Below are 25135 nucleotides of genomic sequence, written 5' to 3' on the forward strand. Positions count from 1 at the left end.
CTATGCCTACTCAAACCAAGTCGTCTACTCAAACGACGCCCACTCAAAACGAAGAGAGCAGTGAATCGCTACTGCAAATTCGAGGGCTAAAAAAGCGTTTTTCTTTATCAGGGGATTTTTTGGAACAGCTGCGCTTTAAAGGCGGCAAGCTAGTTCGTCACCAAGAGCATGTTCACGCGATTAACGGTGTTAACCTTGATATCAAGCGCGGCGAAGCTCTTTGTGTAGTGGGTGAATCTGGCTGTGGTAAATCCACTGTTGCCAGAACAGTTATGGGCTTACTCACCCCCACAGAGGGTGAGATTCGCTATGACGGACAGCGCATCGACAACTTAAGCTCGCGCCAGCTCTTGCCTTATCGCAAGCGCATGCAAATGATTTTCCAAAACCCTTACGCATCGCTTAACCCCCGGATGACAATTCAGCAGACGCTGGAAGAGCCGCTGCGCCTACACCACCCAAACTGGAACCGTGAAAAGATACTTGAAAAGGTTCAAGACGTTATGGGTTCAGTAGGCATTGACCCCGACTGGGGCAAGCGTTTTGGGCATGAATTTTCCGGCGGCCAGCGCCAGCGTATCGCCATTGCACGCGCCCTAGCCGTTGATCCTGAATTTATCGTCGCCGACGAGCCTATTTCAGCGTTGGACGTGTCTATCCAAGCCCAAGTGCTCAACTTGCTGATGGAGGCGCAACAAGAGCGTAACCTAACTTATTTATTCATCACCCACGATTTAGCCGTTGTTGAGCACTTTGGCACCCGGGTAGCCGTGATGTATTTAGGCACCGTATGTGAAGTGGCAACGACAGCGACACTATTTGCTAAACCACGTCACCCTTATACCCAGGCGCTACTTTCCGCAATTCCGCGCTTAAAAGATGATCGCCCGCAGCATATTCGTCTTACCGGCGAAGTGCCTACACCGGTCAACTTACCAAGCGGCTGTGTATTCCATGGCCGCTGCCCCTACGCCAACGCCCGTTGCCACCAGGAAATTCCCGCCCTGCAAACCCAAGATGACGGCACTCGTGTTGCGTGCCACGCTGTTGAAGAAGGCCGCCTATGACGCCAGTTTCAACAACAGCACTATATTTGGCATCACTGCGAGGTAAGACATGGAAATTCGCTGGCTAGAAGACTTTATTGCCCTGGCCAGAACGCGACACTTCTCCCGCGCAGCGGATGAGCAGCATGTTACACAGCCCACCTTTTCACGGCGCATTAAATTGCTAGAGGAAGAGATGGGCGTAACGCTGATCAACCGGCAAACGTTGCCACTTTCGCTGACCCCCGCGGGAGAAGAGTTCCTGACGCTTTGCGAGCAGGTAACCGATCGCGTGCGCTTGACGCGTGACCGCGTGCGTGAAATCAGCGCCGGACAACAACGGCGTATCATGGTGGCTGCTCCGCAAAGTCTACTCCCGCAGTTTTTGCCAGAATGGCTTGCGTCTACGGGCTGGCAAGAACGTATTCAGCCCTATTTACGCGCAACTGGCTGGGTAGCAAGCGATTATTTTCAAGCGCTTGGCCGGGCAGAGTGCGATCTAGCTATCTGCTATTGGCCCATCGGGCGGTGCGATTTAGATATTGATACCAGTGCCTGCACGTATCGGGTCATTGGTCACGAACGTTTAATTCCTGTCACAGGCCTAGATATGAATGGCGCACCTTGCGCGTTGCTACCCGGCTCACGCCAGCAGCCCGCGCCTTGGCTGGCCTATCCAAAGCGGGGCTTATTAGGCTCAGCGGTAAAGGCGCACCTTGCTCGTCTACCGCAGAGTACCTACCTCACGGCGCAAAGTGAAAACCTCTATGCGGCGGGCATTAAAGAGTTGGTTCTTCTTGGCTATGGCATGAGCTGGTTACCCGAACGCAACATAGCTGCTGAGCTATCCAACGGAACATTAGTTAGAGCAGGCGATAGCCGTTGGGACGTACCGATGGAGCTGCGCCTATACCGTCACCAGAACCAGCATCACGCCGAGCTGGATAGCTTGTGGAGTGAGCTCGCTCCGCCACGCAATTGAACCAGCGATGAGCACCAACACCTAATTTGATAACGAACTCTAAGATCCTAGTCTAGCCGCCATTAAAAAAGGACCCCACCTGAATGTCAGCTTCTTTGTTTAACTTGCAGCGCGACCACTTAACACATTTACAGCAAACCTATACAGACCTGTTAGCCAGTCACCGTCTCGATAGCGTGGCCATTTACAGCGGCCACGCCAACCCACACTTTGGCGATGATCAAGCACCCACCTTCCAAACCTACGGCCATTTTATGCACTGGGTAGGCATGGCCGACATCCAGCACAGCTGGCTGGTAATTCAACCGGAAAAACGCCCGCAGCTACACCTGTATGCGCCAGCTGATTTCTGGCATTTGCCTACCCACCTGCCTGAAGAGCCGTGGGTTACTGAGTTTGATATTCAGCTGTGTAGCGAAAAACCACTACCAACGCTAGCTGGCCGCGCTGCTGTGATCGGTGATATTGATCCCACCACACAACTCGCGCTAGACGCACAGTACCAACCGCAACCGCTGGTTAACGCTCTAGACGAACTACGCATGTTTAAAACTGCTTATGAGATTGCCTGTTTGAGTGAAGCTAACCGGCTCGCCATGGCAGGACATCAAGCAGCGCAGGCGGCATTTATTGGCGCATCGGCTGAGTTAGATATTCAACTGGCGTACTTGGCTGCCAGCAGACAGCGGGAGTCCGATGTTCCCTATCAGAACATCATTGGGCTGAATAACCATGCAGGCGTATTACACTACCAACACTACGGCTTAAGCAGCCCTACGAAGCGACATAGCCTACTGGTTGACGCTGGACGCCGTTTTCGCGGTTACTGCGCGGATATTACACGCACTTATGCTGGACCTGACGCGCCAAGCCTCTATCGCAACTTAATTGATGATATTAATCAGTTAAAAGATACGCTGGTAGAAAGCGTTGCCCCAGGCGTGGAGTTCATTGCGCTACATGAGCAAATGCATCGTTTGCTGGCAGATATTCTTATTGCCAATGATCTTTTCCAGGGCAGTGCAGAACAGGCAGTTGATGAGGGGATTACGCGGGCCTTTTGCCCACACGGATTAGGGCATTCGTTGGGATTGCAGGTTCACGATGTGGCAGGGCTGCGTCATCCAGACGGAACACCCGCCCCTGCTCCTGAACAGCATCCAGCGCTACGTTTAACCCGTACACTGCGCCCTGGCATGGTAGTAACCATAGAGCCTGGGTTTTACTATATCCCAATGCTATTAGAGCCCTTGCGCAACAAAACGCTACCGATCAACTGGAGCCTCGTTGACTTGCTAGCCAACTGTGGCGGCATTCGTATTGAAGATAACATTGTCGTGACGGAGAACAGCCAGCAAAACCTGACCCCATAACGCAAACACAACACGCCCGACATTTAGGTCGGGCGCATAAAAAAAGTCCCCCGAAGGGGACCCAGGTGGAGCACGCCAGCTCACTCGGTGTATCGCTTACCAGCACAAGCTGGGGCGATGTAGCAAAGAAGGGAGAGAGACCTAGTTCATCTATCAACTCTATTCATTTGCTGCTTACTTAATATATAGCGATCTGCGTGCCAATTTTTTAATAACTAAATTAAAACAATTACTTAATATAAAATTACTGGTTTTCAAAAGTGTTACGACGCATTGCAGCAAATAAAATGCACCAGCACTGCACATTTTTGGGCACCTCTGCCTCACAATGCGTCAACCTGGCGTGATTAACACAGCTATTGGGTTAAGGCGTGACGATGATTTTCACCTGCGCCTTGTCATTTAACAGTGCTTCAAACCCCTCCTCGACAATATCTGCTAGCGGGATGCGTTGAGTCACCATATCTTCAGCGCGGAAGTAGCCGCGCTGCATGAGTGCCATCACCGCCGGATAAACATGGCGATAGGCAATAATCCCTTTCATGGTGCGCTCTTTAATGACTAGGTCATTTGGCTGGAAGCTTGCCTCTCCCTCCCAAATACTCACCACAATGACTTCGCCGCCTTCATGGGTGCTATGCAACGACTGGTTCAGCACTGCCGGAATCCCGGTCACCTCGAACGCCACGTCAACGCCGCCATTGCTTAACGTTTGCAGTTTCTCCACGGCATCTTCTTGCTGCGGGTCAACCACAATTGCACCAAGTGCTTCAGCTTTGGCTTTACGTGAAGGCGCGACTTCAACGGCGTAAATTTGAGCGGCACCCGCAGCTTTCAGCGCTTCAATGGTCATTAACCCAATTGGGCCTGCGCCAAACACTGCCGCGCTATCCCCCGCTTTTAAACTGCTTTGGCGCACCGCATGTAAGGCAACCGCCGCGGGTTCCACTAGTGCCCCTTGTTCGAAGCTGAGGTCATCCGGCAGCTTATGTACCATGTGCTCACCCATCACGGTGAACTCCGAGAAGCCACCGCCGCCGCCGGAAAGGCCATGAAAGCCCAATAGCGGCGTGAGGTTATAGCGCTCCATTTGATAAGCGCCATCCTTATTGGGTGAAAGAATCGGCTCTATGGCAACGCGATCCCCCACTTTAACCCGCGTTACTTTGTCACCTATCTCAACCACTTCACCGGCGAATTCATGACCCATGATAATCGGTGCTTGTTCACCGCTAATGGGGTGTGGTTTATCGACTGGAATAAAAATCGGCCCGGCAGCGTACTCATGCAAATCGCTACCACAAATACCACACGCCGCTACTTTGACCTTTACCTCATGAGGGTCGTTAATCGTTGGTATTGGCATTTGCTCAACACGAAGGTCTTTCGCTGCGTACCAAACCGCTGCCTGCATGGTTGACTCACTCATTTGCTACTCCTTCTCTTATGCTCTGTGATGAACTGGCTGCAGGCCATAAACAGGGGTGTCTAACCCTTCCATACGGGCTTTTAGCTGCAGCGCTAGATAGCGTGAGTAGTGCCGCGACTGGTGTAGGTTGCCGCCATGGAACCACAGTGCCTCTTGCTGAGTGGGTTTCCACATATTGCGCAGTTCACCTTCCCATGGACCGGGGTCTTTAGTGGTGTCGGAACCTAACCCCCAACACTTACCGACTTTATCGGCCACTTCTTGAGAAATAAGCCGTGCCGCCCAGCCATTCATCGAGCCATAACCGGTGGCATAGATAATCAGGTCAGCCTCAAGCTCGCTGCCATCTGTCAGCGTGATGGAGTGCGGGTTAATGCGTTCGATGCCCACGCCGCTGCGCAGTTTGATGTCGCCACTGGCGACCAAATCGCAAGCCCCTACATCAATGTAATAGCCTGAACCACGGCGCAAATACTTCAAAAACAGCCCCGATTCATCGTCACCGAAATCAAGCATAAAGCCTGCGTTCTCAAGCTTCTGATAAAACTCGGCATCGCGCTTTTTAATCGCCTCAAAGGCGGGGCGCTGGAAATCTGGCAGCACCTTGTAAGGAATCGAGGCAAACACCAGATCGGCTTTTTCATGGGTTAGCCCACTTGCCACCGCCTCTTCCGAATAAAGCGGCCCTAGCACCTCTTCCATCAGCGAATCCGACTTCACAATATGGGTCGATGAACGCTGCAGCATGGTGACATCAGCATCGTGCTCCCACAGCGCTGCGGCAATATCGTGGGCCGAGTTATTTGAGCCCACGATGACGCATTTCTTGCCTTTATAGGCATCCGGCCCTGGGTGCTGGCTAGAGTGCTGCTGCTCACCTTCAAAGCTTTCCGCCCCTGGAAATGTCGGCACATTGGGCATCCCAGACATACCGGTAGCCATCACTAACTGTTTGGGTCGTAGCGTGATCTCCTCGCCGTTGCGCTTAACCTTAACCACCCACTCCCCTGCGGCCTCGTCATAGCTAGCATTCTGACACTCAGTGGAACTCCAATAATTGAGCTCCATCACTTTTGTGTACATTTCCAACCAGTCGCCCACTTTGTCTTTAGGGGCAAACACAGGCCAGTTATCTGGGAATGGAATATAGGGAAGGTGGTCGTACCACACTGGATCGTGCAAGCAGAGTGACTTATAGCGGTTACGCCAGGAATCTCCCGCGCGCTCGTTTCGCTCAATGATGATCGTTGGCACGCCCAGCTGCCTTAGCCGTGCGCCTAAGCCAATGCCACCCTGGCCGCCGCCAATAATCACGCAATACGGCTGCCGAGTGTAGCCAAGCTCCGCTTCTTCACGCTGTCGTGACTCTAACCACGTTTCACGCTGCTTATTGGCACCGTGTTCGGCCCCTTTTGGGCGATGGTGATTGCACTGCTCAGGGTAGTCATTCAGCGCTTGCATGGTCGTTAACAGCGTCCAACACTTGCCTTCTTTAAGACGCAAATAGCCTTTACCACTGGCAACCGCTGTTTTGAAAGTAAACCACGCATCATAGATGTCGCCATTTTCAGTGGCTTCGCCGTCTAACTGCCAATCCGTAGGCTGTGCGTTATTGAGCGTGGCATTGAGCATGGCCTGAATTTCATCTTTGCCTTCGCAGGTTTTTAAATTCCAGGTGAAGGTAAGAAAGTCGCGCCAGTAGCACTCGTCTCCAAACAGAGACAGCACGCGCTCAACATCCTGGCCTTGAAGAGCAGCATCAAAATCGCGAAGCCACCCTTGAACAGTTGCCGTGGCGGCTTGCGGGCCTTGTGCCTTTATCGTTGACATAGCGGGTACCCCATGTGCAGTTGTTATTGTTGAGTTAACGGTGATGCACCCAATACATAGCAGCCGCCGTGCCAAACCAACCATATAAAAAATAAGCAATTGAAAAATATATAATTTATTTACATGCAGACAAATAGATAAGACAGCGAAAGAGTCGTACACCTGTCACGCTGTTTACAGCTAAACGTTACAGGTGTAACGCACGACTAACGGCGTAAGCAGCCCACGTTGACTCTGGGGGCAAAGCGCATAGGCTAAAAGAACAATAACAACAGCGCCCAATGAGTAACGCCATGCTGCATCACACGCACGCCACTAAACAGTTTCAGGCAACTACACAGCTTCAGTCTGAACAGCGTCGACATATCGAGCATATTTTTCAGCTCGGTGAAGGGCTAGACGCCCCCTGCTTACCTGCACAGGCCACCATTCGTCGTTCCTGGCTGCGCTGCCTAAATGACTATCAGCTAGACCCCACTCACCCACGCCCAGCACGGGTAGTGCCTCAGCAAACCCTGATTGAGCACCGCGAGTCTGTTGACGAGTTACTGCATGTCGCCCGCGCTGGGGTCGATCAGCTCTATGGACAAATAGCCCAACTTGGCTACGTGCTACTGGTCACCGACCACCGCGGTATTACCGTTGAGTTTCGCGGTGATCCCAACCAGGACCAGCAATTACGCAAAGCAGGCCTCTACTTGGGCGCTGACTGGGACGAACGCTTTGCTGGCACCTGCGCTGTTGGCACCTGTTTACATGATCGCCAGGCCATCATCTGCCACCGCCAGGAACACTTCGATGCTTCCCATATTTCACTGACCTGCACCGCCGCCCCCATTGCTGACCCTCAGGGTAATGTGATGGCCGTGTTAGATATCTCCGCGCTGCAGTCACCTACGCAACACGAAAGCCAGAATTTCAGCCTATCGCTAGTAACGCTTTATGCACGCATGATTGAGGATGCCTATTTTCTTCAGCGCTACCGCGACTGCCTGATGGTGCGTCTAGATACTTCCCGAGAATTTGTCCACGTCAACGGGCGTGGCTTAATTGCCATTGAAGAGAATGGACAGGTGATCGCCGCCAACGCCGTAGGCCGCGAACTCATCGCCGAGCACCAGCATCGCTGGCCACCGTGGTCTGCAAATCACACCCCAATGCTGGGTGAACTATTTGAGTGTGAGATCGCCGATATACTCAGTATTAATAGCGGTACTGATGATCAATTGCGTGCCTTCCGCGCTCGCGCCAGCAACACCATACACTTTATTAGCCTGCTGGAACCCCGCCGCCCTCGCATGGCACAACGGACAACACCGCCTGCGTCTGAACTGCCGGAACCATTGGCCAGGCTAGGTGCCGACGACCCCGCCATGCGCAAAGTGCAAAAGCTGGCCGAACGTTTGCGCAATGAAACCAACGTTAACGTGCTGATTAGCGGCGAAACCGGCACCGGCAAAGAGGTGGTTGCACGCGCACTGCACAAAAGCGGCAATCGCGCCAAACAACCGTTTATTGCGGTTAATTGTGCGGCCATTCCCGAGTCATTGATTGAAAGCGAACTGTTTGGCTACGAACCTGGCGCCTTTACCGGTGGCCGTTCAAAAGGGATGCGTGGGCTTATTCCTCAGGCCCATGGTGGCACGCTGTTTCTAGACGAAATCGGCGATATGCCATTAGCGCTACAAACTAGGCTGTTACGCGTGCTGGCCGAACGGGAAGTCATGCCGCTAGGCGCTAACACGCCAGTAAAAATCGACATTCGCGTTATTACAGCAACCCATCGACATATCGAAGAAATGATTCAGCAAGGGGAATTCCGCGAAGACCTCTATTACCGGCTTAACGGCGCGCAGCTGCGCTTACCCGCATTACGTGAACGCGCCGACAAACTGTATGTTATCCGCCGCGTATTTGAAGACGTCGCCACCGAACGCGCCACGCACGTATCGCCGCGCCTGCGCGCAGATGCCATCAGTGCACTACTCGCCTACTCCTGGCCCGGCAATATTCGCCAACTTAAAAATGCTCTCGCCTTTGCCCTGGCAACCTCAGAAAGTGACGAAATAACCGTTCACGACCTGCCAGAACAGTGCCTTAGCCAACGAATTACTCGCCACGAAGCGACGCAGCTTGTAGCCGATGCCAGTGAATCTCAGCCAGGCTCACTTACCCACCTGCTCAAGCAACACCACTGGAATATTAGCGCGGTTGCCCGTGCGCTAGGCGTTTCACGGCCTACGGTCTACCGGCAAATGCAGCGCCAAGGAATAGTGCCCCCCAATTGGCAAGGATGATAAATCGATACTGACGCGCTTATCGGCCTTTAGGAGTTCTGTGCTATTAAACAGAATCGACTAGACAGACGATCAAGCGTGCTCTTTCTGCCAGCGCTGGGCCACGACGCTTGCTTGTTCCAAATGACGACAGTACGTCAATGACCCAGCCACCTTGTGAACACCAGCACGGCGCAATTTAACGATGATTCTTGTTTTCAAGCCGACGATAATCAGTCTAACGCCCTGATGCTTCATTTCAGCGATTAATGACTGAAAAGCCACAATGGCGGTGCCATCCATACTTGGCACATCGTGCATATCGATAATGACTGTTTCAATCGCCGGGTCGATCAGATGCAGTGATTTAAGCGCTTTTTCCGCAGCCCCAAAAAACAGCGGGCCATTAATGTCATAAACTGCCACCTTTGCGGGCAGCCCATGGGTTGTAGAGTGATGGTCAACATCAATTTGATCAGTCTGAGTCAGCATGGACATTCTTCGGATGAACAGAGCAGCGGCCAACCCAACGCCCACCGCAACGGCCAGAACCATATCGAAAAGCACGGTTAAGCCAAAACATATCACAAGGATACTCACATCCCCTGGAGGGGCTGAACGTAGCGTTTTCAGGAAGTGACGTGCCTCACTCATATTCCACGCGATAATAAACAGCAGTGCGGCAAGGGCTGCCATAGGCACCAAACCGAGCAGCCCAGCAAGTGCAACGACCGCAAGTAAAACAACGAGCGCATGAATCACAGCAGATATCGGTGAGCGGGCCCCACTACGAATGTTGGTGGCCGTGCGCGCAATCGCAGCCGTTGCGGTGATGCCACCAAAAAGAGGTGCAACAATATTTCCCAACCCCTGGCCGATCAGCTCAGCATTGGGGTCGTGCTTGGTCTTCGTCAAACCATCTGCCACAACCGCGCATAACAACGATTCGATAGCTCCCAGCATCGCAATAGCAAACGCCGGGCCTAAAAGTGCCCGGATTAGCTCAAAGCTTAACTGCAGAGGCTCACCATCGGCCCCTGGCAAACGCCAAGGGGCCATCAACGTTGGCGGAATAGGCGGGATTCCATGACCTGTTTCTCCATTTATTTCCCAGGTAAAACGGGTCGCTATCGTTTCCACAGCATTTCCCACGCCGGGACCACTCAACCAATGGTTCATCCCATAAGCGACAAACGCCCCGACAGCTAACCCCACAAGAGGCGCAGGGATGGGTATGTGTAGGCGTGGCCAGATAAGCATGACGATCAACGTGAAGGCGCCCACGCTCAGTTCAAGCGGGTTTAACGTGGGCATGGAAGAGACGATAACGGTGACATTCTCGACAAAGTGCTCACCAAGCTTACCTGTTTCCAGGCCGAGGAAATCCGGCACCTGCAGAACGGCAATCACAACAGCGATGCCTGCTGTAAATCCAAGCACGACTGGGTAAGGAACAAATTGAATCAGTCGGCCCATCCGGGTAACGCCTAGCAGTATCAAGATAACGCCAGCCATCATTGATGCGATGAGCAAACCGCCTAGCCCGTACTGCTGGACAATCGGGAAAAGGATGACGACAAAGGCAGCCGTCGGGCCAGACACGTTGAAACGGGCACCGCCCGTTAGCGCGATGATGGCACCCGCAACAATCGCGGTGTAAAGACCATGCTGAGGGGGCACTCCTGTAGCGATTGCCAAGGCCATTGACAGAGGCACTGCCACGGTACCAACGGTGAGGCCTGCCATCACATCTCTGCGTAAATCAGCGAATCCATAACCGTCCCGCCACGCGGCGCGAAGCCCAGTGGCAATAGGAAAGTTAACGGGAAATTTTTGGCGCGACATACGCTAGCCCTCTTTGTAGTCACCCATCTTGGCAATCGATCTCTCTGCAATGCAGCACATTTGCCGGGAAAGCGTTGCCCAAAGCAGTCGGCCTAGAGAGCGTAATTATGTTAATGACATTAACATGTGGTTATAATTTTATGCAATTGACACAAGATACTCTCTAGTGTGGTGACGGCTAAGTCATTGCGATAACAAAGATAGCGCATTAACATTAAATGTTAATGTTAATGTTATGGAGGGATGGTAATGGAAAAGAAGACTGCTCGGCTCACGCTGCTCATAGATCCTCAAAAGAAACAGGCCTTTGAAAAGCTATGTGCATCACAGGATCTGACGCCCTCGCAAGTAGTGCGACAACTAATACGTGACTACCTACATAAGCACGATGTGGATTACTTAGCGCAGATAACCAAAAATGAACAAACACCTTGAGCTGACTGCATAGAAGCTGTCGTTAGTTGGCCTTGGGGTTTACCCTCACGTACACTTGTTTGAATCTATTTTTCAACAACTCGTTTCGACAAGCCGAGGCACTCCCCATGGCGTTTGATTCTACCTCTTCTTACATCGCAACTGATGCACTCAAACAGGCGGTCAACGCTGCGGTCGTGCTGCAACGTCCACTGCTTATTAAAGGCGAACCCGGCACCGGTAAAACCCTGCTGGCCGAGGAACTCGCTGAATCCCTGGGCACTAAGCTGATTACTTGGCATATCAAGTCCAGCACCAAAGCCGCCCAAGGGCTTTATGAGTATGATGCGGTCAGCCGCCTGCGCGATTCCCAGCTGGGCGTTGAAGGGGTGGAAAATGTCGGTAACTACATCAAGCCCGGCAAGCTATGGGAAGCGTTCACCGCGGGCGAGCGCGTGGTTCTGCTGATTGATGAAATCGACAAAGCGGATATCGAGTTTCCCAACGACCTGCTGCAAGAGCTGGATCGTATGGAGTTTCATGTTTATGAAACCGGCGAAACCATCCGCGCCGAACAGCGACCGATTATCGTGATCACCTCAAATAACGAAAAAGAACTGCCTGACGCCTTCCTGCGTCGCTGCTTTTTCCATTACATCGAGTTCCCCGACCGCGAGACCATGCAAGCCATTGTGGATGTCCACTTCCCAGATATCGCCCCCAAGCTGGTCGGCGAAGCTTTGGAAGTGTTTTTCGATCTGCGCAACGCTCCTGGGCTCAAGAAAAAGCCCTCTACCTCGGAGCTTGTCGATTGGCTCAAGCTGCTCATGGCCGACGAGCTGGCCCAGGAGGCGCTCTATCACCGCGACCCAGCCAAAGCCCTGCCACCAATGGCGGGTGCGCTGGTTAAAAACGAGCAGGATACTCACCTGCTAGAGCGCTTAGCGTTCATGATGCGTCGCCAAAAGAGTACGGGACGCTAAGCCATGTTTATTGGTCTGTTTGATGCCCTCAAACGTGCCGGTGTGCCCGTTTCACTGCGCGAATTGCTCGACCTTCACGCCGTGGTAAAACAAGGCGTCGTGTTTGCCGATATGGACGCGTTTTATCAAGTAGCGCGTACCGTCATGGTCAAAGATGAGCGCTACTTTGACCGCTTTGACCGCGCCTTTGCTGCCTGGTTTAAAGGCATTGAAGACATGGATTCGGCCATTGAGGCGCTCATTCCCGATGAATGGTTGCGGCGCGAATTTGAAAAACAGCTCAGCGACGAAGAGAAAGCCAAAATTGAATCCCTAGGCGGCCTTGAGGAGCTGATCGAGACCTTTAAAAAGCGTCTAGAAGAGCAAAAAGAGCGCCATGCAGGTGGCAACAAGTGGATTGGCACCGGTGGCACCAGCCCTTTTGGGGCGTATGGCTACAATCCAGAAGGCATACGCATTGGCCAGGATGGCTCGCGCCACCGTCGCGCCACCAAGGTGTGGGACGAGCGACGCTTTCGCGATTATGATGACTCGCTTGAACTTGGCACCCGCAATATCAAAATGGCCTTACGGCGGCTGCGCAAGTTCGCCCGCCAAGGCGCATTGGATGAGTTTGATGTGGACAGCACCATACGCGAAACCGCTCGGGATGCGGGACTGCTCAATATCCAAATGCGCCCCGAACGTCATAACGCGGTTAAAGTGCTGCTGTTTTTAGATGTCGGCGGGTCGATGGATGATCATATTCGCGTCTGCGAAGAGCTGTTCTCAGCGGCACGTTCCGAATTCAAGCATTTAGAACATTATTACTTCCACAACTGCCTTTATGAAGGGGTTTGGCGCAATAACATGCGGCGCCGTAACGAACGCATCCCGACCATGGATGTGTTGCACACCTACGGGGCGGACTATCAGGTGGTGGTAGTCGGTGATGCCGCCATGTCGCCTTACGAAGTTACTCACTCTGGCGGCAGCGTAGAGCACTTCAATGACGAACCAGGCGGCGTGTGGTTGAAACGTTTAACCGAGACGTTTCCACGCTTGGCATGGCTAAACCCAATGCCCCCCCGTGCCTGGGAATATACCTATTCGACCCAGTTAATTCGCGACGTCATTGATGACCGTATGTACCCCATGACCATGGAAGGCCTGGAGACGGCGATGCGCGAGCTAGCCAAGTAACACAGTCACGGCGAACGCTTTCCCCTGCCTCGACGCTAGCCAAAAAAACGGCGCGTTCAATTGAACGCGCCGTTTTTGTTCGCTTAATTAGCTAACACCTTATCACTAAGTCATGCGTGACAGCACATCGTGGTTAGTCAATTTTCGATGCAAAATTGCCATCACCACATGTCCCACAATCAACGCCAGCAGTGCCCAGCCGAGTTCACCATGCAACAAACCGCCAAGATCTGTCATCCAGGCAATTTTTTCACCATCGAAGCCAGGCATTAGGTTAATTCCAAACACATCTAGCGCTCGGCCTGAACCGTACTGACGAATCAGCGCGATGGTCGGCACCGCAATCATTAGCCCGTAAAGCGCCAAATGACCCAGTTTAGCCATCACGCTAACGGATGGCGGACGGCGCGATGTATTGATTAACGCCCAGGCGACTCGCATGACCACAAGCGCCAGGAGCACAACGCCCACTTGGCTGTGAGTACCCCATAAAAAAGACTCGAGCGGCGTGTCCTCAAAAAACACCCGCGCCGCAGCACTGCTGAATTGCCATACAAATAATAGTGCCATCCCCCAGTGGAGCAGGCGGCTGACCACTCCATAGCGTTTATTAGTATCCATCACTGCTAGCGCCATATACGGTTCCTCGACCTCAGTAATCAACAATATGACTATTTTAGCGAGCTTAGCGAACAACATCATGACAAGAGCATGGAGTTTTGTTGCCAATCGTGGAACGCACTGTTCCAACAAAAACCGGTGAGCCTATAGCCCACCGGTTTTCAAACAGACTAACGTTAACGCAAGCTTTGCATTAACTAATACTTAACTAGCGGGCTGGTTTTTCTTCTGCTTCAACCACCAACTCCTTTTCTACCGCCATATCTTCTTCTACATGGATAGGCTCTTCAGCCTCATCATTGGCATGGCTGCGTGAACGGTGCTCAATCATGAAGTACAGAATTACCCCAATACCCAGCCCCCAGGCTGCGCCGTGGGTAGCTAACACTACGCCCATAATCCCGGCAACGCCCATGGCAGTGGCGTTCTTAATTTGCTCAACTGCCACTGCAATGCATAGGTAACCAGTAATCAACAGCGTGATCGACAGCGCAATTGGCAGCACCGGGCGGAAAAGCGTTACCAACGGCAGTAAGAACAGCGCCAGAAATCCAACAATCCAAAACACTGATGCCCCTGAGTAGATGGTATCCATCGCCCCGCGGCCATAGCGGTAGCGTTCTGCAATGGTTGCCATCGCTCCGGTAAAGAGCGGCCCAGCCAAGCCAGGGTAAGGGGCAAACATGGAGTGCATCAGGTTACGCAAACCGGTAATTAGGTGTACCCGATCGACATTCACCTCGATTTTTTCATCCGGACGCAAATGGTCGACACGCTTAATAAGGCTTTGGCCAACAATAATGTCACCAAATGCAATGATGTACGCGATGATAGCCGTTGGGATTGCCGCCACCAGAAGATCAATACCCGGCGCGCCAATGGTGAACGGTAGGTAGGCCCAGATACCGGCAAAATCGGGTATCGCAATGCCCCACTCAACCGAAGGCATCGGGTATTCGGCAACTCCCCAGCCAATCGCCATGGTGATTAGCATCCCCGGCACCATGCCGTAGGCGGCGATATTGCGTGCCCAGCGAAACTTCTCAGTCAAGTCACGAAATGACAGTGAAAACAGCACATAAAGCGTAATTAAACCGCCAATCCCCAGCGAAATAGGCGTTTCGTACAGCCTGCCCCCAACGCTAATCTCGCCGCTAATTGCCGCAATGCCTGCGCCGAGCAAAATGCCTGCTTTGATTGAATCCGGCACGCTGTTAACAAGCTTTGTTCCTAACCGAGTTACCGCCATAAATAGAAAAATTGCGGTGACCATGAGCTGTAGAGCTACCATCGCGCGGATTGCTTCCGGCCCCGGCTCAAACTGGCCGATAAACAATAGCACTACAGGTATCGCGGGCGTGATCCAACCGGCCACAAACGGAACACCCAACAACGGGGGAAGAATAAAACCAATGCCGCACACGACGACGTAGGCCAACGCCACTTCATAAGGAAGCCCTAGATATTGTTCTAATAGAGGAATCATCCCTAGCCCGATAACAAACATTACCAGCGCTTGGATGGTCTCAGGTATTTCCCAGCGGAAATGAATAAAGGGTAGGCGAACTTTGAATGGGCCAACGGGCCAGTAGGGATGTTCTTCCCCATATTTTCGTTTGAGCAGCACGACGATTCCTCACGGTGTCTGGTTGTTCATTATTGAATCCTTGTGAGTATTGTTATTGTTAGATGTGTGCTTTTTACTTAGCTATCCACCAAGTTAATATTCGACTTTTCGTGCATACCCCCTTTATGGCTGACACAAATATTGTTGACACACTGGCTAGAAAATAATCCTACACGGGTTAAATAAGCGAAAAATACGCTTAAAAACCGATAAAACCATTCAAACTGTCGACAACATAGCAATAAAAAAACGACGTTTTTGTAAACGTCGTCTTTTAGTCTTAGCTATATAAGAAGCAACGTAATAACACCCAAAGATCAGGAGCAGCAGGTGCCAAGGGGTAGCCGCCCTACCGTTATCCATTTACTCACTGAGTGCTCTATCGCCTTACAAGGTAGTAGGGAAGCTGTTTAAACCTGATAAAAAAGCGTCTTTGGCATCGGCAAACGCAGCGGAGTCATGCTTAAAGCGACGTAGTATCAGCGCTTCATCCAGGCACAAGGTGGGTGCTAGATCATCACTATGCTTGGCTGGGTGGCGGGCACCTAAACCAATGCGTCGCCCTTTCACGCCATCAAACCAACGCTTAAATCCGCACTGCTGATAAAACGCTTCTTGGGCAGCATCACTTACCTCAACACGTAGCGGAGCTTTGAGAATTAACTCACTGATTAAGCGTGCTTTAGCGCCTTCAACAAATTCGCAAGCGTGAGTTACCGTCATTCCCTCGCCAGCTTCATCCAACACTAACAACGCTAACGCCAGAGGCTTACCGTCACCATCGACACCCGCTAACAAACGAGCCGCTTCTTGGTCGAACAGCACATTTTTAGTACCAGTAAAAACCACTAGGGGCGTTAACCCTGCTTGCTGTCCATATACCTGCGCACACAACGTTGCCAAACATGCATCACGCGGGGCGCTCTGACTAATGTGAACTACCTTCATTACGCTCTCTCATGAGGATTTAAAATCGCCCCAATAACTGGCAGGCTGTAAAAAGCCGCCAGCGTAGAGCAAACCAACAAGAAGCACCAGTCTGTTGAGGCCAGAGGAACTAGCCGCTGCAGGCATTGTCCCACCAGTGCGACACGCTTATGTTGTCGCTAAGGAGCACTAATGCCACAGTTTATTAACGACCCAACGCTACCCAAACCATCGTTTCCCGGTAGCCACATGGTGATTGACGAACACTATATGTTTATTTCTGGCTTAACCGTTGCTGACCTTTCTAACGGTAAAGCTGCCCGTGGCGATGTCAAAGAAGAAACACGCCTTGTGATGCGTGAACTTGAACGTATGCTAGCGCAAGAAGGCGGTACCTTAGCCGATGTTGTTCGCGTCGATATTCACTTGAGCGACTTACGACAGATCAATGCACTAGACAGCATCTACGCAGAGTTTTTTGAACCAGGTTACTACCCAGCTCGCACCTGCACAGAGTCACCTAATATTTGCGGGGGCAGCACCGTCGAAATTACCCTGATGGCAAAGCGCCCACCGCAAGAATAAGGGCTAAATCAACCAGTACTTAATCAACCAGTACTACATCAAGGGCGCTTAGTGCGCCCTTATCATTGCTAAGATCGATTCTATATCTAAGTGTGCTTCCAACGTGTCAGCTAGCCGCTCCAGCGCTTGTTCACGATGGGCACGATAATCGACAGGTGCCGCACTCTCTAAGCCTAACGTAGTCAGCAACGCTTGGCAGGTTTCGGGGTGGTCAAACAATCCATGCAGGTAAGTACCCATCACTTGGCCATCGATACTGATAGCGCCATCCACGTGGCTACCTAAATCAAACAGCGGCCGATTGAGTGCATTCCCGTTGCTTACACCATTGTGAATTTCGTAGCCCGACACAGCCGCTTCTTGCCCCACCATGACGCCGCTGACATTGCGCAGCTGCTTACCCGCGACCATACGTGTGGACATCTGCAACAGCCCCAAACCTGCTACTTTCCCTGGCGCGCCTTCCAAGCCGTCTGGGTCATCCACCCACTCGCCCAGCATTTGAAAACCACCGCAAATCCCCAGCACCTTGCCGCCGTAGCGCAAATGGCGAGCAATCGCCTCTTTCCAGCCCTGGCGTGTTAGCCAGGCTAAATCGCTGGCGGTGCTTTTGCTCCCTGGCAGTATCATTACATCAGCAGGTAGAATCGGTTGGTCTGGCCCTACAAAAGTAAGCGATACCTGGGGATGTAAGCGCAGCGGATCAAAGTCCGTGTGGTTGCTGATACGCGGCAGCGCAGGGACGATCACTTTAAGGGTGTGATTGGCTTTTTCAGCTTGAACCCGACCAATGCTATCTTCAGCATCTAGCAGGAGGCCCTGCAAGTAAGGCAGGGTTCCCAGTACCGGCTTGCCAGTATGTGCTTTTAACCACTCAAGCCCTGGTTCTAAAAGTGCAATATCGCCCCGAAAACGATTAATAATAAATCCTTTTGTGCGTGCCTGTTCGCTGTCGCTTAGTAGCACCAGTGTTCCTACTAGCTGAGCGAACACACCGCCGCGGTCAATATCGCCCACTAATAAAACCGGACAGTCTGCAGCTTCGGCAAAACCCATATTAGCGATATCGTCTTTACGCAGATTGATTTCCGCCGGACTGCCCGCACCTTCGGCAATGATGACATCAAAACGGCTTTCCAAGGTCTGCCATGCCGCCATAACACTCTCTTTCGCCGTGCGCTTAAACGCGTGGTAATCCAGTGCATCCATATGGCCATGCACTTGACCGCGTAGAATCACTTGGGCACCGCGATCACTCTCCGGCTTTAATAGCACCGGATTCATATCACTATGGGGGATCACACCCGCCGCCTGTGCCTGTAGCGCGGTGGAACGGCCAATTTCACCCCCATCGCTGGTAACGGCGCTATTAAGCGCCATGTTTTGCGGCTTGAAGGGCGCAACTGAAATACCACGGCGCTTTAACACGCGACAAAGCCCGGCAACCACCGTACTTTTGCCTGCATCCGAGGTAGTCCCCTGAATCATTAATGTGGTCATGCCCGTCGGCCCTTGCTGAAAGTAGCCGAACTGTAGCCGCCGAACAGGTCGTTAGCAACGTACAAGATCTCCCAACAATGCGCATAGCCCATGGTATTTCGGTATCGTCTTCGAGCAGACAAGCATGCTAGTTTCCGCTAGGGTAGCGCCTCACGCTGCCAAACGAATTCGAATTAGATGCAAGAGTTACTCAATAAGATTGCCGCCGAGCTTGCCCTTGAAACCGAGCGGGGAAAAGTCGCTGACTATATTCCCCAGCTTGCCCATGTGGACCCCAGCCAATTCGCTATCAGTTTAGCTACGGTAGACGGCCAACGCTTCTCTGCAGGCTGCGCCACCACGCCGTTCTCAATCCAGAGTATTTCCAAAGTTTTTACGCTAACCATTGCGCTGGGAAAATGGGGCGATGGATTATGGTCGAGGGTCGGACGCGAGCCTTCTGGCGACCCGTTCAATTCCATTGTGCAGCTTGAGCACGAAGGCGGTAAACCGCGCAATCCGTTTATTAATGCCGGGGCAATTGCGATCGTTGACGCCATCATGATGGGCCACGAACCTAAAGAGACACTGGCAGAAATTCTTAGCTTTGTACGCTATATCGCCGACGATAACAGTATCTGCTTTGACCATCAGGTAGCAGCTTCAGAAATGCAGCATAAAGACCGCAACGCCTCGCTGGCGCATTTTATGAAAGCCTTTGGTCGCCTGCGCCACGATGTCGATAAAGTGCTCGGCACCTACTTTCACCAGTGCGCGATTGCCATGAGTTGCGAACAGCTTGCTCACGCTGGGCTATTTTTGGCCTCTGACGGCGTCAATCAGCCGAGCGATTTACGCGTGGTATCACCTCAGCGAGCGCGGCGGATTAACTCACTGATGATGATGTGCGGCCACTACGATGCGTCCGGGGAGTTTGCTTTCCGCGTTGGCCTACCCGGCAAAAGCGGCGTAGGCGGTGGAATTTTGGCTATTGCTCCTGGGCGTGGTTCGCTGGCCGTGTGGTCACCAGGGCTGGATAAATACGGCAATAGCTTGTTGGGCACACGCGCGTTGGAAATGTTTGTCCAACACACTGGGTGGTCGGTGTTTGGGCATTAGTTCAGAGTTAATGCGGCTCAAGCAAGGGGGAGTGCTGGGCCGCTTCCCACGCCTGGACCTGCTGCTTGGTTTCAATGCCCCAGCGGTAGCCGCCTAGCGCACCGCTTTGTTGGATTACCCGATGGCAAGGAATCCACAATGCAATGGGGTTTGCACCCACCGCATTTCCGACGGCTCGAGATGATTTCGGCGTGCCAAGTGCCTGAGCAATTTGCGAGTAGCTCGCCAACTGCCCTTCAGGAATGGTCAGCAGCGCGCGCCATACGGCAATCTGGAAATTAGTACCGCTCACGTGGAGCGACAGCGTGGCAGGCGAATGGTTAGCGCACTTTGTTTTAGTAAATGGTGTAAACAGGGCCTCTACCACATAACGAGTGGTGTCAGGGCAATGACAGAGCGTACTACGTGGCCACTGTTTCGCTAGTGGCGCCAGCAGCGCTTCCTGGCTGGTAGACGCCACAAAGGCCATTCGACAAATCCCTCTCGGCGTTATCGCCACTAACATCTCGCCAAAAGGCGTGGGATGTAACCCATACGTAATCTCTACCCCCTCTCCTTGGCGCTTAAACTCACCCGGCGTGACCGCTTCTAACTGTACAAAGTGATCATAAAGCCGCGAGCCGCCGCTCAGCCCTAATGCATGCACGGTATTGGTAAGACTTTCTGACGATGCGATCAGTTGTTTGCCACGCTCCAAGGTCAACGCCTGTAAAAAACGCTTAGGGCTGATACCCGCATAACGACAAAACAGCCGCTGAAAATGGTAAGCGCTCAAATGTACTTGCGCCGCCACCGTTTCCAAACTTGGCTGGCTGGCGGCATTGGCCACCATATAGGCCATCGCTTTTTCGATACGGGCATAGTCATTCATAAAGACGTTCTCACCGAAGCTAAACGAGGAAAAGCACAGGGCTCTCTGAATACAGCACAAGCTTAACTAGGCCTTGTCATCAGGCCTACCCGAATCTTGCGCAATATCGTGGCATCTCAATTTTGTTCAATACTCTTTTCTCGCGCTCTTGCAAGCTCTTGATTCTGTTTAGGAGGACAACAATGAGCGTTTCACTACTGTTACCAATGTCTGCATTTGCCCTTGCCGCGTCTATTTCCCCAGGCCCAGTCAACCTTGTTTGCCTGAGTAGCGGCACCCACTACCCTATCGCCAAAGGGCTTATCTTCGTCACGGGTGCGACATTGGGGTTTCTAGCACTTTTCCTGGCGACTGGAGCAGGGCTCTATTCACTTCTGAACGCACTACCGCTACTGGAGGAAATATTACGTTGGGCGGGGCTACTTTTCTTACTTTACTTAAGCTACCAGCTTTTCCAGCATAATGGCTCGGTTCATAACCAGGACACGGATAAGCCACCAGGTTTTATGACCGGCGCGATGATGCAGTGGTTAAACCCTAAGGCGTGGCTGGCGTCTGCCGCTGGCATTGGGGCTTACACCAGCAGCAATGACCCTTACCAGTTATGGCTCTTCGCTGCTCTCTACCTACCCATTTGTTGGCTGTCATTGGCAAGCTGGGTTTATGCAGGTGCTTTTCTTAAACGCTACGTTCACCGCCCATTCATTCTGCTTACCATTAACCGCACGCTGGCGGCTGGCCTAGCTGCCAGCGCTATTTTCCTGCTGCTTGAGTAGCGGATAGCGATACTGATTGGGTGTTGCCGCCACTAACCGCTTAAAGGTTCTCTGGAAGTGGGGTTGGTCGTTAAAACCGGCTAACAGAGCTGAATTAACGATCGACTCCCCCTGCTTAAGCGCCCGCTGGCCAAGCTGAACACGGCGATTAATCAGGTAAGCATGGGGGGTAAGCCCGTAGTGTTGCTTAAACGCTCGGATGAGATGACCAGCGCTATACCCCGTTAACTGGCACAGCGTTTCAAGCGAAACATCAAACGCGGCATTCACATCACAATAGACGGCCGCAGCATGCAAGCCATCAGGCGGCTTCGACCTAGAGACGGTCGTCTCATGCGTCAATGCCAGCATTAATGCGGTAAGAAACTCTGTCACTGACGCGTGCTTGATAGAGATCGCGCGCTGTTCATCCAATAAACAAGCCGCCATTTCGCAATAGCGAGCATAAAGCGCTGGCTGTGAGACCACCGCCGTATCGATATCACTCCAGACGGGGGTCTCCAGCGTGCCTAGTTGATAACGTAAATCCGCTAGCCATTGCGCGTCCACGTAGAGCATCAAATACGCCCAGGGCTCGTTCTCAATGGGGTTACATGCATGAACCCAATCGGGGTTCATCATGACTAAGTCACCAGCGCTAATAGGATAAGTCGACTCCCGATAACGAAACGTACTGCTGCCTGACGTAACGGCTCCTACCGACCAGTGAACATGGCTGTGAGGGGCGTAGCACACTTGCCTTGCATCGCTGATTTTGCGTAGTTCGACATAAGGCAGTCGTGAGTCGCGCCAAAAAACCGGAGGCGACCCAGCATTTGGAGACCCGGCACTTGAAGACCCAGCACTTGGAGACCCAGCACCTAAAGACTTACAGCTCATCTTCTGCTCGCATCATCAAAAAAATAGCGAATAGCCTGTTAACTTGGCCTACGCTGGACAATAGCGCAGCACACGCACAGTATAGGCCGCCAGAAAAGCACTATATACACTAGATTGCGTAGGAATTCGCAATGCCATTAACGTCAGGAGGACACCATGGCCAATCGTATGAATAACCCAGATCATCGTGATGCGATTACCCTTTTCGCCCGAATGGGCTACGCTTCTCGCGGCATCGTTTATGTATTAGTGGGTGGCCTCGCCGCCCTGGCAGCTTTTGGGCAAGGCGGCCAGACCGAAGGCAGCCGCGGCGCATTAGAGCGAGTACTTACCGCTCCCTTTGGTAAAAGCATGTTGGGCCTTATTGCTGTTGGTTTGGTTGGCTATGCTATGTGGCGCACCATCCAAGCCATTAAAGACACCGACCATCATGGTAAAGATGCAAAAGGCTTAGCGATTCGTGCGGGCTTATTAGCAAGCGCCATTACGCATACTCTTCTAGCTTTTTTTGCCGCAACGCTTATCTTCCAACTCGCAGGCTCTTCTGGAGATTCTGGAGGTGGCTCGCAAGGCGTGGCGGGCTGGCTGATGCAACAGCCATTCGGACGATGGTTAGTTGGCGGGGTTGGCTTAATCTTGATAGGTGTTGGTATTGCCCATGCAATCAAAGGCTACAAGGCCAAATTCGACAAACACTTTTCGATGCCACCCCAAACTCAACAGTGGGCCTACCCCATCTGTCGATTCGGCTTAGTGATCCGTGGCCTCGTCTTCGTGATCGTGGGTAGCTTTTTTATCATCGCAGCCTACCAAATCAACCCTAATCAAGCAGGTGGTATGGGAGAAGTGTTCAGCACGCTGCGCAGCCAACCTTTCGGTCAGTGGTTGCTTGCCTTTGTCGCACTTGGGCTCTTTGCGTTTGGTCTCTACAGCCTTTTAGCGTCCGTCTATCGTCGCATTAATACTGAAATGTAGAGACATAAGATGCTTTCAACAACACGGACTAAACAGTGGTTTGAGCGCATCAATGGCTCGAAAAACATGCTGTGGCTACTCGGCACTCTATCTTTTTTAGAAACCATTATTTTGCCAATTCCCATCGAGCTGGTGTTGATCCCGCTCATGGCGATTAACAAGCAGCGCATTTGGGCAATGGCCACCGCGACGACCCTTGGCTGCCTGATAGCTTCCATTGCGGGCTATGCCGTCGGCATGGTGCTATATCAATCCATAGGTACGTGGTTTATCGAATTTATGGGTATTGAACAAAGCTATCAATCTTTCCAAACCTTCTTTGAGCAGTACGGTTTTGCTGCGATTCTAGCCATTGGCATACTACCGATCCCGTTTCAGGTGGCGATGATTACCGCCGGGCTTTCCGGCTATCCGATTATGTTATTTGTGCTGGCTGCCCTGCTAGCCCGCGGGCTGCGCTACTTCGGCCTTGCTTGGTTGGTACACCGCTTTGGCAACCGCGTAGAACTTATGTGGAAGCGTCACGCGCTTAAAACCAGCCTAGCGCTAGGCATGGTGGTTCTTGTGGTGGTCGTCGGACTTCAGACACTGGCAGGGTTGGTGATGTCGCGTTGATCGCAAAACCGAAGGCCTTCTTCATCTCTCGACTACCCCACTAGGCCTTACTGCTATTATCCAGTGGTAATGTGCCGTACTCCTTCACCGGCTGAATAGCAAAGTTGCTGCGAATATCGCTCACACCTGGTAAGCGCAGCAACGTCCCCGTTAAAAACGCCTCGTATGCAGCCAAGCTAGGCACTACCACCTGTAGCAGAAAATCCGATTCACCAGACACCAAATGCGCTGTGACCACTTCCGGCAGTTCAACCACTGCTTCCCGGAAAGCATTAGCTTGCTCTTCATGGTGTCGTTCTACCTTAATGCCCACAAACACCGTTAATTCCAGCCCGACGCTTCGACGATCAAGCTCCGCGTGGTAGCCACGAATAATGCCGCTTGCTTCCAAGCGCCGCACCCGGCGTAAGCAGGGCGACGGCGACAAATTTACTTTCTCCGCAAGCTCCACATTGGTTAAGCGAGCATCCCCCTGTAACAACGCAAGAATGCGTCGGTCGGTAGCATCTAACTGACTACTTGGCATAAGTAAGTATTACCCCACACTTAGTTGGCACAAAATACCAATAATTGATGTTTCATGAGCGCAAATGGCAAGAATTCACTCATCACTTTAACGGTACCATGCCCTTTATAAAGTCACTACGTGCAATCTTGAGGAGGGGCCATGGAAATCGGACTTTTTATTAGCGCATTAGCCATTGTTTACCTGATTCCAGGCCCGGATATGCTGTTGGTGCTGCATACCAGTAGTACGCTAGGCCGAGGACATGGGCTAGCCACAGCGTTAGGGTTAGCTATCGCCCGAGGGCTGCATGTGGCGTTAGCAGGCTTGGGCCTAGCCGCCCTATTTGTAGCCGCCCCGTGGCTTTTTGATGCTGTTCGTTATCTCGGCGCTGCCTACTTGATTTGGGTGGGCGTACAGCTAATTCGTACCAAACAGCGCACCGATACTAACAAACCGCAAGCATCGCTCACCGGTAGCTATTACCTAGCTTGGAGACGGGGTCTTTTAACGAACCTGCTAAATCCAAAATCGCTGCTGTTTTGTTCGGTGTTATTACCCCAGTTCGTTCACACCCAACAGGGTGATGTTGCGCTCCAGTTTACTTTATTGGGGGCTGTGCTAGTGGGTGTAGGGCTTTTGTACGATGCGCTATATGCCTGCCTGGGAGCGCAGATGCAGCGCTGGTTTGCCAGCCATCAAAAAAGGCAAACATTACAACGCTGGGTATTTGGAACACTGATTATTGGCTTTGCCTTGAGGTTAGCATCTTAAATTTAATCAGCAAAAAGCCTGC

23 protein-coding genes are annotated in these 25135 nt (G+C 52.2%); 13 read left to right on the forward strand and 10 right to left on the reverse strand.

Going from position 1 to position 25135, the window contains the following annotated elements; translation table 11 throughout:
- Positions 1-2: 2 nt before the first annotated feature.
- From M0220_RS00585 to pepQ, 3 genes are all read left to right on the forward strand, one after another.
- Positions 3-1067, forward strand: a complete 1065-nt coding sequence (locus M0220_RS00585) for an ABC transporter ATP-binding protein (protein WP_030069201.1) — start codon at positions 3-5, stop codon at positions 1065-1067.
- A gap of 49 nt (positions 1068-1116) precedes the next feature.
- A complete protein-coding gene (locus tag M0220_RS00590; RefSeq protein ID WP_264018377.1) occupies positions 1117-2028 on the forward strand; it encodes a LysR family transcriptional regulator in 912 nt (303 codons plus the stop codon).
- An 83-nt stretch (positions 2029-2111) separates the two neighbouring features.
- Positions 2112-3401, forward strand: a complete 1290-nt coding sequence (gene pepQ / locus M0220_RS00595) for a Xaa-Pro dipeptidase (protein ID WP_264018378.1) — start codon at positions 2112-2114, stop codon at positions 3399-3401.
- 364 nt (positions 3402-3765) lie between these two features.
- On the opposite strand, the gene M0220_RS00600 is transcribed toward pepQ, so the two are convergent.
- Both M0220_RS00600 and M0220_RS00605 read right to left on the reverse strand, forming a co-directional pair.
- Complete coding sequence (locus M0220_RS00600; protein WP_318784689.1) at positions 3766-4830, reverse strand: 2,3-butanediol dehydrogenase; 1065 nt, start codon at positions 4828-4830, stop codon at positions 3766-3768.
- Between the two features lie 15 nt (positions 4831-4845).
- Positions 4846-6660, reverse strand: coding sequence for an NAD(P)/FAD-dependent oxidoreductase (locus M0220_RS00605; RefSeq protein ID WP_030069190.1), 1815 nt, complete (start codon positions 6658-6660; stop codon positions 4846-4848).
- Positions 6661-6953: 293 nt separating this feature from the next.
- Here M0220_RS00605 and M0220_RS00610 point away from each other — a divergent pair, with 293 nt between their 5' ends.
- Positions 6954-8957 carry a sigma-54-dependent Fis family transcriptional regulator gene (locus tag M0220_RS00610; protein ID WP_264018379.1) on the forward strand — a complete coding sequence of 668 codons (2004 nt, stop codon included), beginning with the start codon at positions 6954-6956 and terminating at the stop codon, positions 8955-8957.
- A 72-nt stretch (positions 8958-9029) separates the two neighbouring features.
- On the opposite strand, the gene dauA is transcribed toward M0220_RS00610, so the two are convergent.
- Positions 9030-10781: a C4-dicarboxylic acid transporter DauA gene (gene dauA / locus M0220_RS00615; RefSeq protein ID WP_264018380.1), complete on the reverse strand. Its 1752-nt coding sequence runs from the start codon at positions 10779-10781 to the stop codon at positions 9030-9032.
- A 249-nt stretch (positions 10782-11030) separates the two neighbouring features.
- On the opposite strand from dauA, the gene M0220_RS00620 reads away from it, so the two are divergent.
- The 3 genes from M0220_RS00620 (at position 11031) to M0220_RS00630 (ending at position 13360) form a co-directional block, all read left to right on the forward strand.
- Complete coding sequence (locus M0220_RS00620) at positions 11031-11216, forward strand: hypothetical protein (RefSeq protein WP_030069183.1); 186 nt, start codon at positions 11031-11033, stop codon at positions 11214-11216.
- A gap of 107 nt (positions 11217-11323) precedes the next feature.
- Positions 11324-12178: an AAA family ATPase gene (locus tag M0220_RS00625; RefSeq protein WP_030069180.1), complete on the forward strand. Its 855-nt coding sequence runs from the start codon at positions 11324-11326 to the stop codon at positions 12176-12178.
- Between the two features lie 3 nt (positions 12179-12181).
- Positions 12182-13360, forward strand: coding sequence for a vWA domain-containing protein (locus tag M0220_RS00630; RefSeq protein ID WP_264018381.1), 1179 nt, complete (start codon positions 12182-12184; stop codon positions 13358-13360).
- Between the two features lie 105 nt (positions 13361-13465).
- Here M0220_RS00630 and M0220_RS00635 read toward each other — a convergent pair whose 3' ends face one another.
- From M0220_RS00635 to M0220_RS00645, 3 genes are all read right to left on the reverse strand, one after another.
- Positions 13466-13996, reverse strand: coding sequence for a cytochrome b (locus M0220_RS00635; RefSeq protein WP_030069175.1), 531 nt, complete (start codon positions 13994-13996; stop codon positions 13466-13468).
- A gap of 193 nt (positions 13997-14189) precedes the next feature.
- Positions 14190-15608, reverse strand: coding sequence for a hypothetical protein (locus M0220_RS00640; protein ID WP_035536110.1), 1419 nt, complete (start codon positions 15606-15608; stop codon positions 14190-14192).
- 387 nt (positions 15609-15995) lie between these two features.
- Positions 15996-16556 carry a hypothetical protein gene (locus tag M0220_RS00645; RefSeq protein WP_030069171.1) on the reverse strand — a complete coding sequence of 187 codons (561 nt, stop codon included), beginning with the start codon at positions 16554-16556 and terminating at the stop codon, positions 15996-15998.
- A 171-nt stretch (positions 16557-16727) separates the two neighbouring features.
- On the opposite strand from M0220_RS00645, the gene M0220_RS00650 reads away from it, so the two are divergent.
- Complete coding sequence (locus M0220_RS00650; RefSeq protein WP_030069169.1) at positions 16728-17120, forward strand: RidA family protein; 393 nt, start codon at positions 16728-16730, stop codon at positions 17118-17120.
- Between the two features lie 48 nt (positions 17121-17168).
- On the opposite strand, the gene M0220_RS00655 is transcribed toward M0220_RS00650, so the two are convergent.
- Complete coding sequence (locus tag M0220_RS00655; protein WP_264018382.1) at positions 17169-18620, reverse strand: cobyric acid synthase; 1452 nt, start codon at positions 18618-18620, stop codon at positions 17169-17171.
- A gap of 177 nt (positions 18621-18797) precedes the next feature.
- Between M0220_RS00655 and M0220_RS00660 the strand changes: the two genes are divergently transcribed.
- Complete coding sequence (locus M0220_RS00660) at positions 18798-19718, forward strand: glutaminase (protein WP_030069164.1); 921 nt, start codon at positions 18798-18800, stop codon at positions 19716-19718.
- A gap of 7 nt (positions 19719-19725) precedes the next feature.
- Here M0220_RS00660 and M0220_RS00665 read toward each other — a convergent pair whose 3' ends face one another.
- Positions 19726-20589, reverse strand: a complete 864-nt coding sequence (locus tag M0220_RS00665; protein WP_264018383.1) for a bifunctional transcriptional activator/DNA repair enzyme AdaA — start codon at positions 20587-20589, stop codon at positions 19726-19728.
- 182 nt (positions 20590-20771) lie between these two features.
- Here M0220_RS00665 and M0220_RS00670 point away from each other — a divergent pair, with 182 nt between their 5' ends.
- Positions 20772-21365, forward strand: a complete 594-nt coding sequence (locus tag M0220_RS00670; protein ID WP_030069159.1) for a LysE family translocator — start codon at positions 20772-20774, stop codon at positions 21363-21365.
- On the opposite strand, the gene M0220_RS00675 is transcribed toward M0220_RS00670, so the two are convergent.
- Entirely contained in the window at positions 21330-22244 is a 915-nt protein-coding gene (locus tag M0220_RS00675) for a helix-turn-helix transcriptional regulator (RefSeq protein WP_232222325.1), read from the reverse strand. The genes M0220_RS00670 and M0220_RS00675 overlap by 36 nt on opposite strands.
- Positions 22245-22400: 156 nt before the next feature.
- Between M0220_RS00675 and M0220_RS00680 the strand changes: the two genes are divergently transcribed.
- Together M0220_RS00680 and M0220_RS00685 are read left to right on the forward strand one after the other, a co-directional pair.
- Entirely contained in the window at positions 22401-23219 is an 819-nt protein-coding gene (locus tag M0220_RS00680; protein WP_030069156.1) for a DUF1206 domain-containing protein, read from the forward strand.
- Between the two features lie 9 nt (positions 23220-23228).
- Positions 23229-23834: a YqaA family protein gene (locus M0220_RS00685; protein ID WP_264018384.1), complete on the forward strand. Its 606-nt coding sequence runs from the start codon at positions 23229-23231 to the stop codon at positions 23832-23834.
- Positions 23835-23874: 40 nt separating this feature from the next.
- On the opposite strand, the gene M0220_RS00690 is transcribed toward M0220_RS00685, so the two are convergent.
- Positions 23875-24360 carry an Lrp/AsnC family transcriptional regulator gene (locus M0220_RS00690; protein ID WP_264018385.1) on the reverse strand — a complete coding sequence of 162 codons (486 nt, stop codon included), beginning with the start codon at positions 24358-24360 and terminating at the stop codon, positions 23875-23877.
- Between the two features lie 141 nt (positions 24361-24501).
- Here M0220_RS00690 and M0220_RS00695 point away from each other — a divergent pair, with 141 nt between their 5' ends.
- The gene (locus tag M0220_RS00695; protein WP_264018386.1) at positions 24502-25113 is read left to right on the forward strand and encodes a LysE family translocator; all 612 of its coding nucleotides are present in this window, start codon (positions 24502-24504) and stop codon (positions 25111-25113) included.
- Positions 25114-25135: the final 22 nt, after the last annotated feature.

Origin of the sequence: Halomonas qinghailakensis, assembly GCF_025820815.1 — a bacterium.
GTDB classification, from domain to species: domain Bacteria; phylum Pseudomonadota; class Gammaproteobacteria; order Pseudomonadales; family Halomonadaceae; genus Vreelandella; species Vreelandella qaidamensis.

Bases quoted from the DNA above. Each gene is read 5' to 3' on its own strand.
- M0220_RS00585 (WP_030069201.1), top strand. From the start codon at position 3: ATGCCTACTCAAACCAAGTCGTCTACTCAAACGACGCCCACTCAAAAC.
- M0220_RS00590 (WP_264018377.1), top strand. From the start codon at position 1,117: ATGGAAATTCGCTGGCTAGAAGACTTTATTGCCCTGGCCAGAACGCGA.
- pepQ (WP_264018378.1), top strand. From the start codon at position 2,112: ATGTCAGCTTCTTTGTTTAACTTGCAGCGCGACCACTTAACACATTTA.
- M0220_RS00600 (WP_318784689.1), bottom strand. From the start codon at position 4,830: ATGAGTGAGTCAACCATGCAGGCAGCGGTTTGGTACGCAGCGAAAGAC.
- M0220_RS00605 (WP_030069190.1), bottom strand. From the start codon at position 6,660: ATGTCAACGATAAAGGCACAAGGCCCGCAAGCCGCCACGGCAACTGTT.
- M0220_RS00610 (WP_264018379.1), top strand. From the start codon at position 6,954: ATGCTGCATCACACGCACGCCACTAAACAGTTTCAGGCAACTACACAG.
- dauA (WP_264018380.1), bottom strand. From the start codon at position 10,781: ATGTCGCGCCAAAAATTTCCCGTTAACTTTCCTATTGCCACTGGGCTT.
- M0220_RS00620 (WP_030069183.1), top strand. From the start codon at position 11,031: ATGGAAAAGAAGACTGCTCGGCTCACGCTGCTCATAGATCCTCAAAAG.
- M0220_RS00625 (WP_030069180.1), top strand. From the start codon at position 11,324: ATGGCGTTTGATTCTACCTCTTCTTACATCGCAACTGATGCACTCAAA.
- M0220_RS00630 (WP_264018381.1), top strand. From the start codon at position 12,182: ATGTTTATTGGTCTGTTTGATGCCCTCAAACGTGCCGGTGTGCCCGTT.
- M0220_RS00635 (WP_030069175.1), bottom strand. From the start codon at position 13,996: ATGGCGCTAGCAGTGATGGATACTAATAAACGCTATGGAGTGGTCAGC.
- M0220_RS00645 (WP_030069171.1), bottom strand. From the start codon at position 16,556: ATGAAGGTAGTTCACATTAGTCAGAGCGCCCCGCGTGATGCATGTTTG.
- M0220_RS00650 (WP_030069169.1), top strand. From the start codon at position 16,728: ATGCCACAGTTTATTAACGACCCAACGCTACCCAAACCATCGTTTCCC.
- M0220_RS00655 (WP_264018382.1), bottom strand. From the start codon at position 18,620: ATGACCACATTAATGATTCAGGGGACTACCTCGGATGCAGGCAAAAGT.
- M0220_RS00660 (WP_030069164.1), top strand. From the start codon at position 18,798: ATGCAAGAGTTACTCAATAAGATTGCCGCCGAGCTTGCCCTTGAAACC.
- M0220_RS00665 (WP_264018383.1), bottom strand. From the start codon at position 20,589: ATGAATGACTATGCCCGTATCGAAAAAGCGATGGCCTATATGGTGGCC.
- M0220_RS00670 (WP_030069159.1), top strand. From the start codon at position 20,772: ATGAGCGTTTCACTACTGTTACCAATGTCTGCATTTGCCCTTGCCGCG.
- M0220_RS00675 (WP_232222325.1), bottom strand. From the start codon at position 22,244: ATGAGCTGTAAGTCTTTAGGTGCTGGGTCTCCAAGTGCTGGGTCTTCA.
- M0220_RS00680 (WP_030069156.1), top strand. From the start codon at position 22,401: ATGGCCAATCGTATGAATAACCCAGATCATCGTGATGCGATTACCCTT.
- M0220_RS00685 (WP_264018384.1), top strand. From the start codon at position 23,229: ATGCTTTCAACAACACGGACTAAACAGTGGTTTGAGCGCATCAATGGC.
- M0220_RS00690 (WP_264018385.1), bottom strand. From the start codon at position 24,360: ATGCCAAGTAGTCAGTTAGATGCTACCGACCGACGCATTCTTGCGTTG.
- M0220_RS00695 (WP_264018386.1), top strand. From the start codon at position 24,502: ATGGAAATCGGACTTTTTATTAGCGCATTAGCCATTGTTTACCTGATT.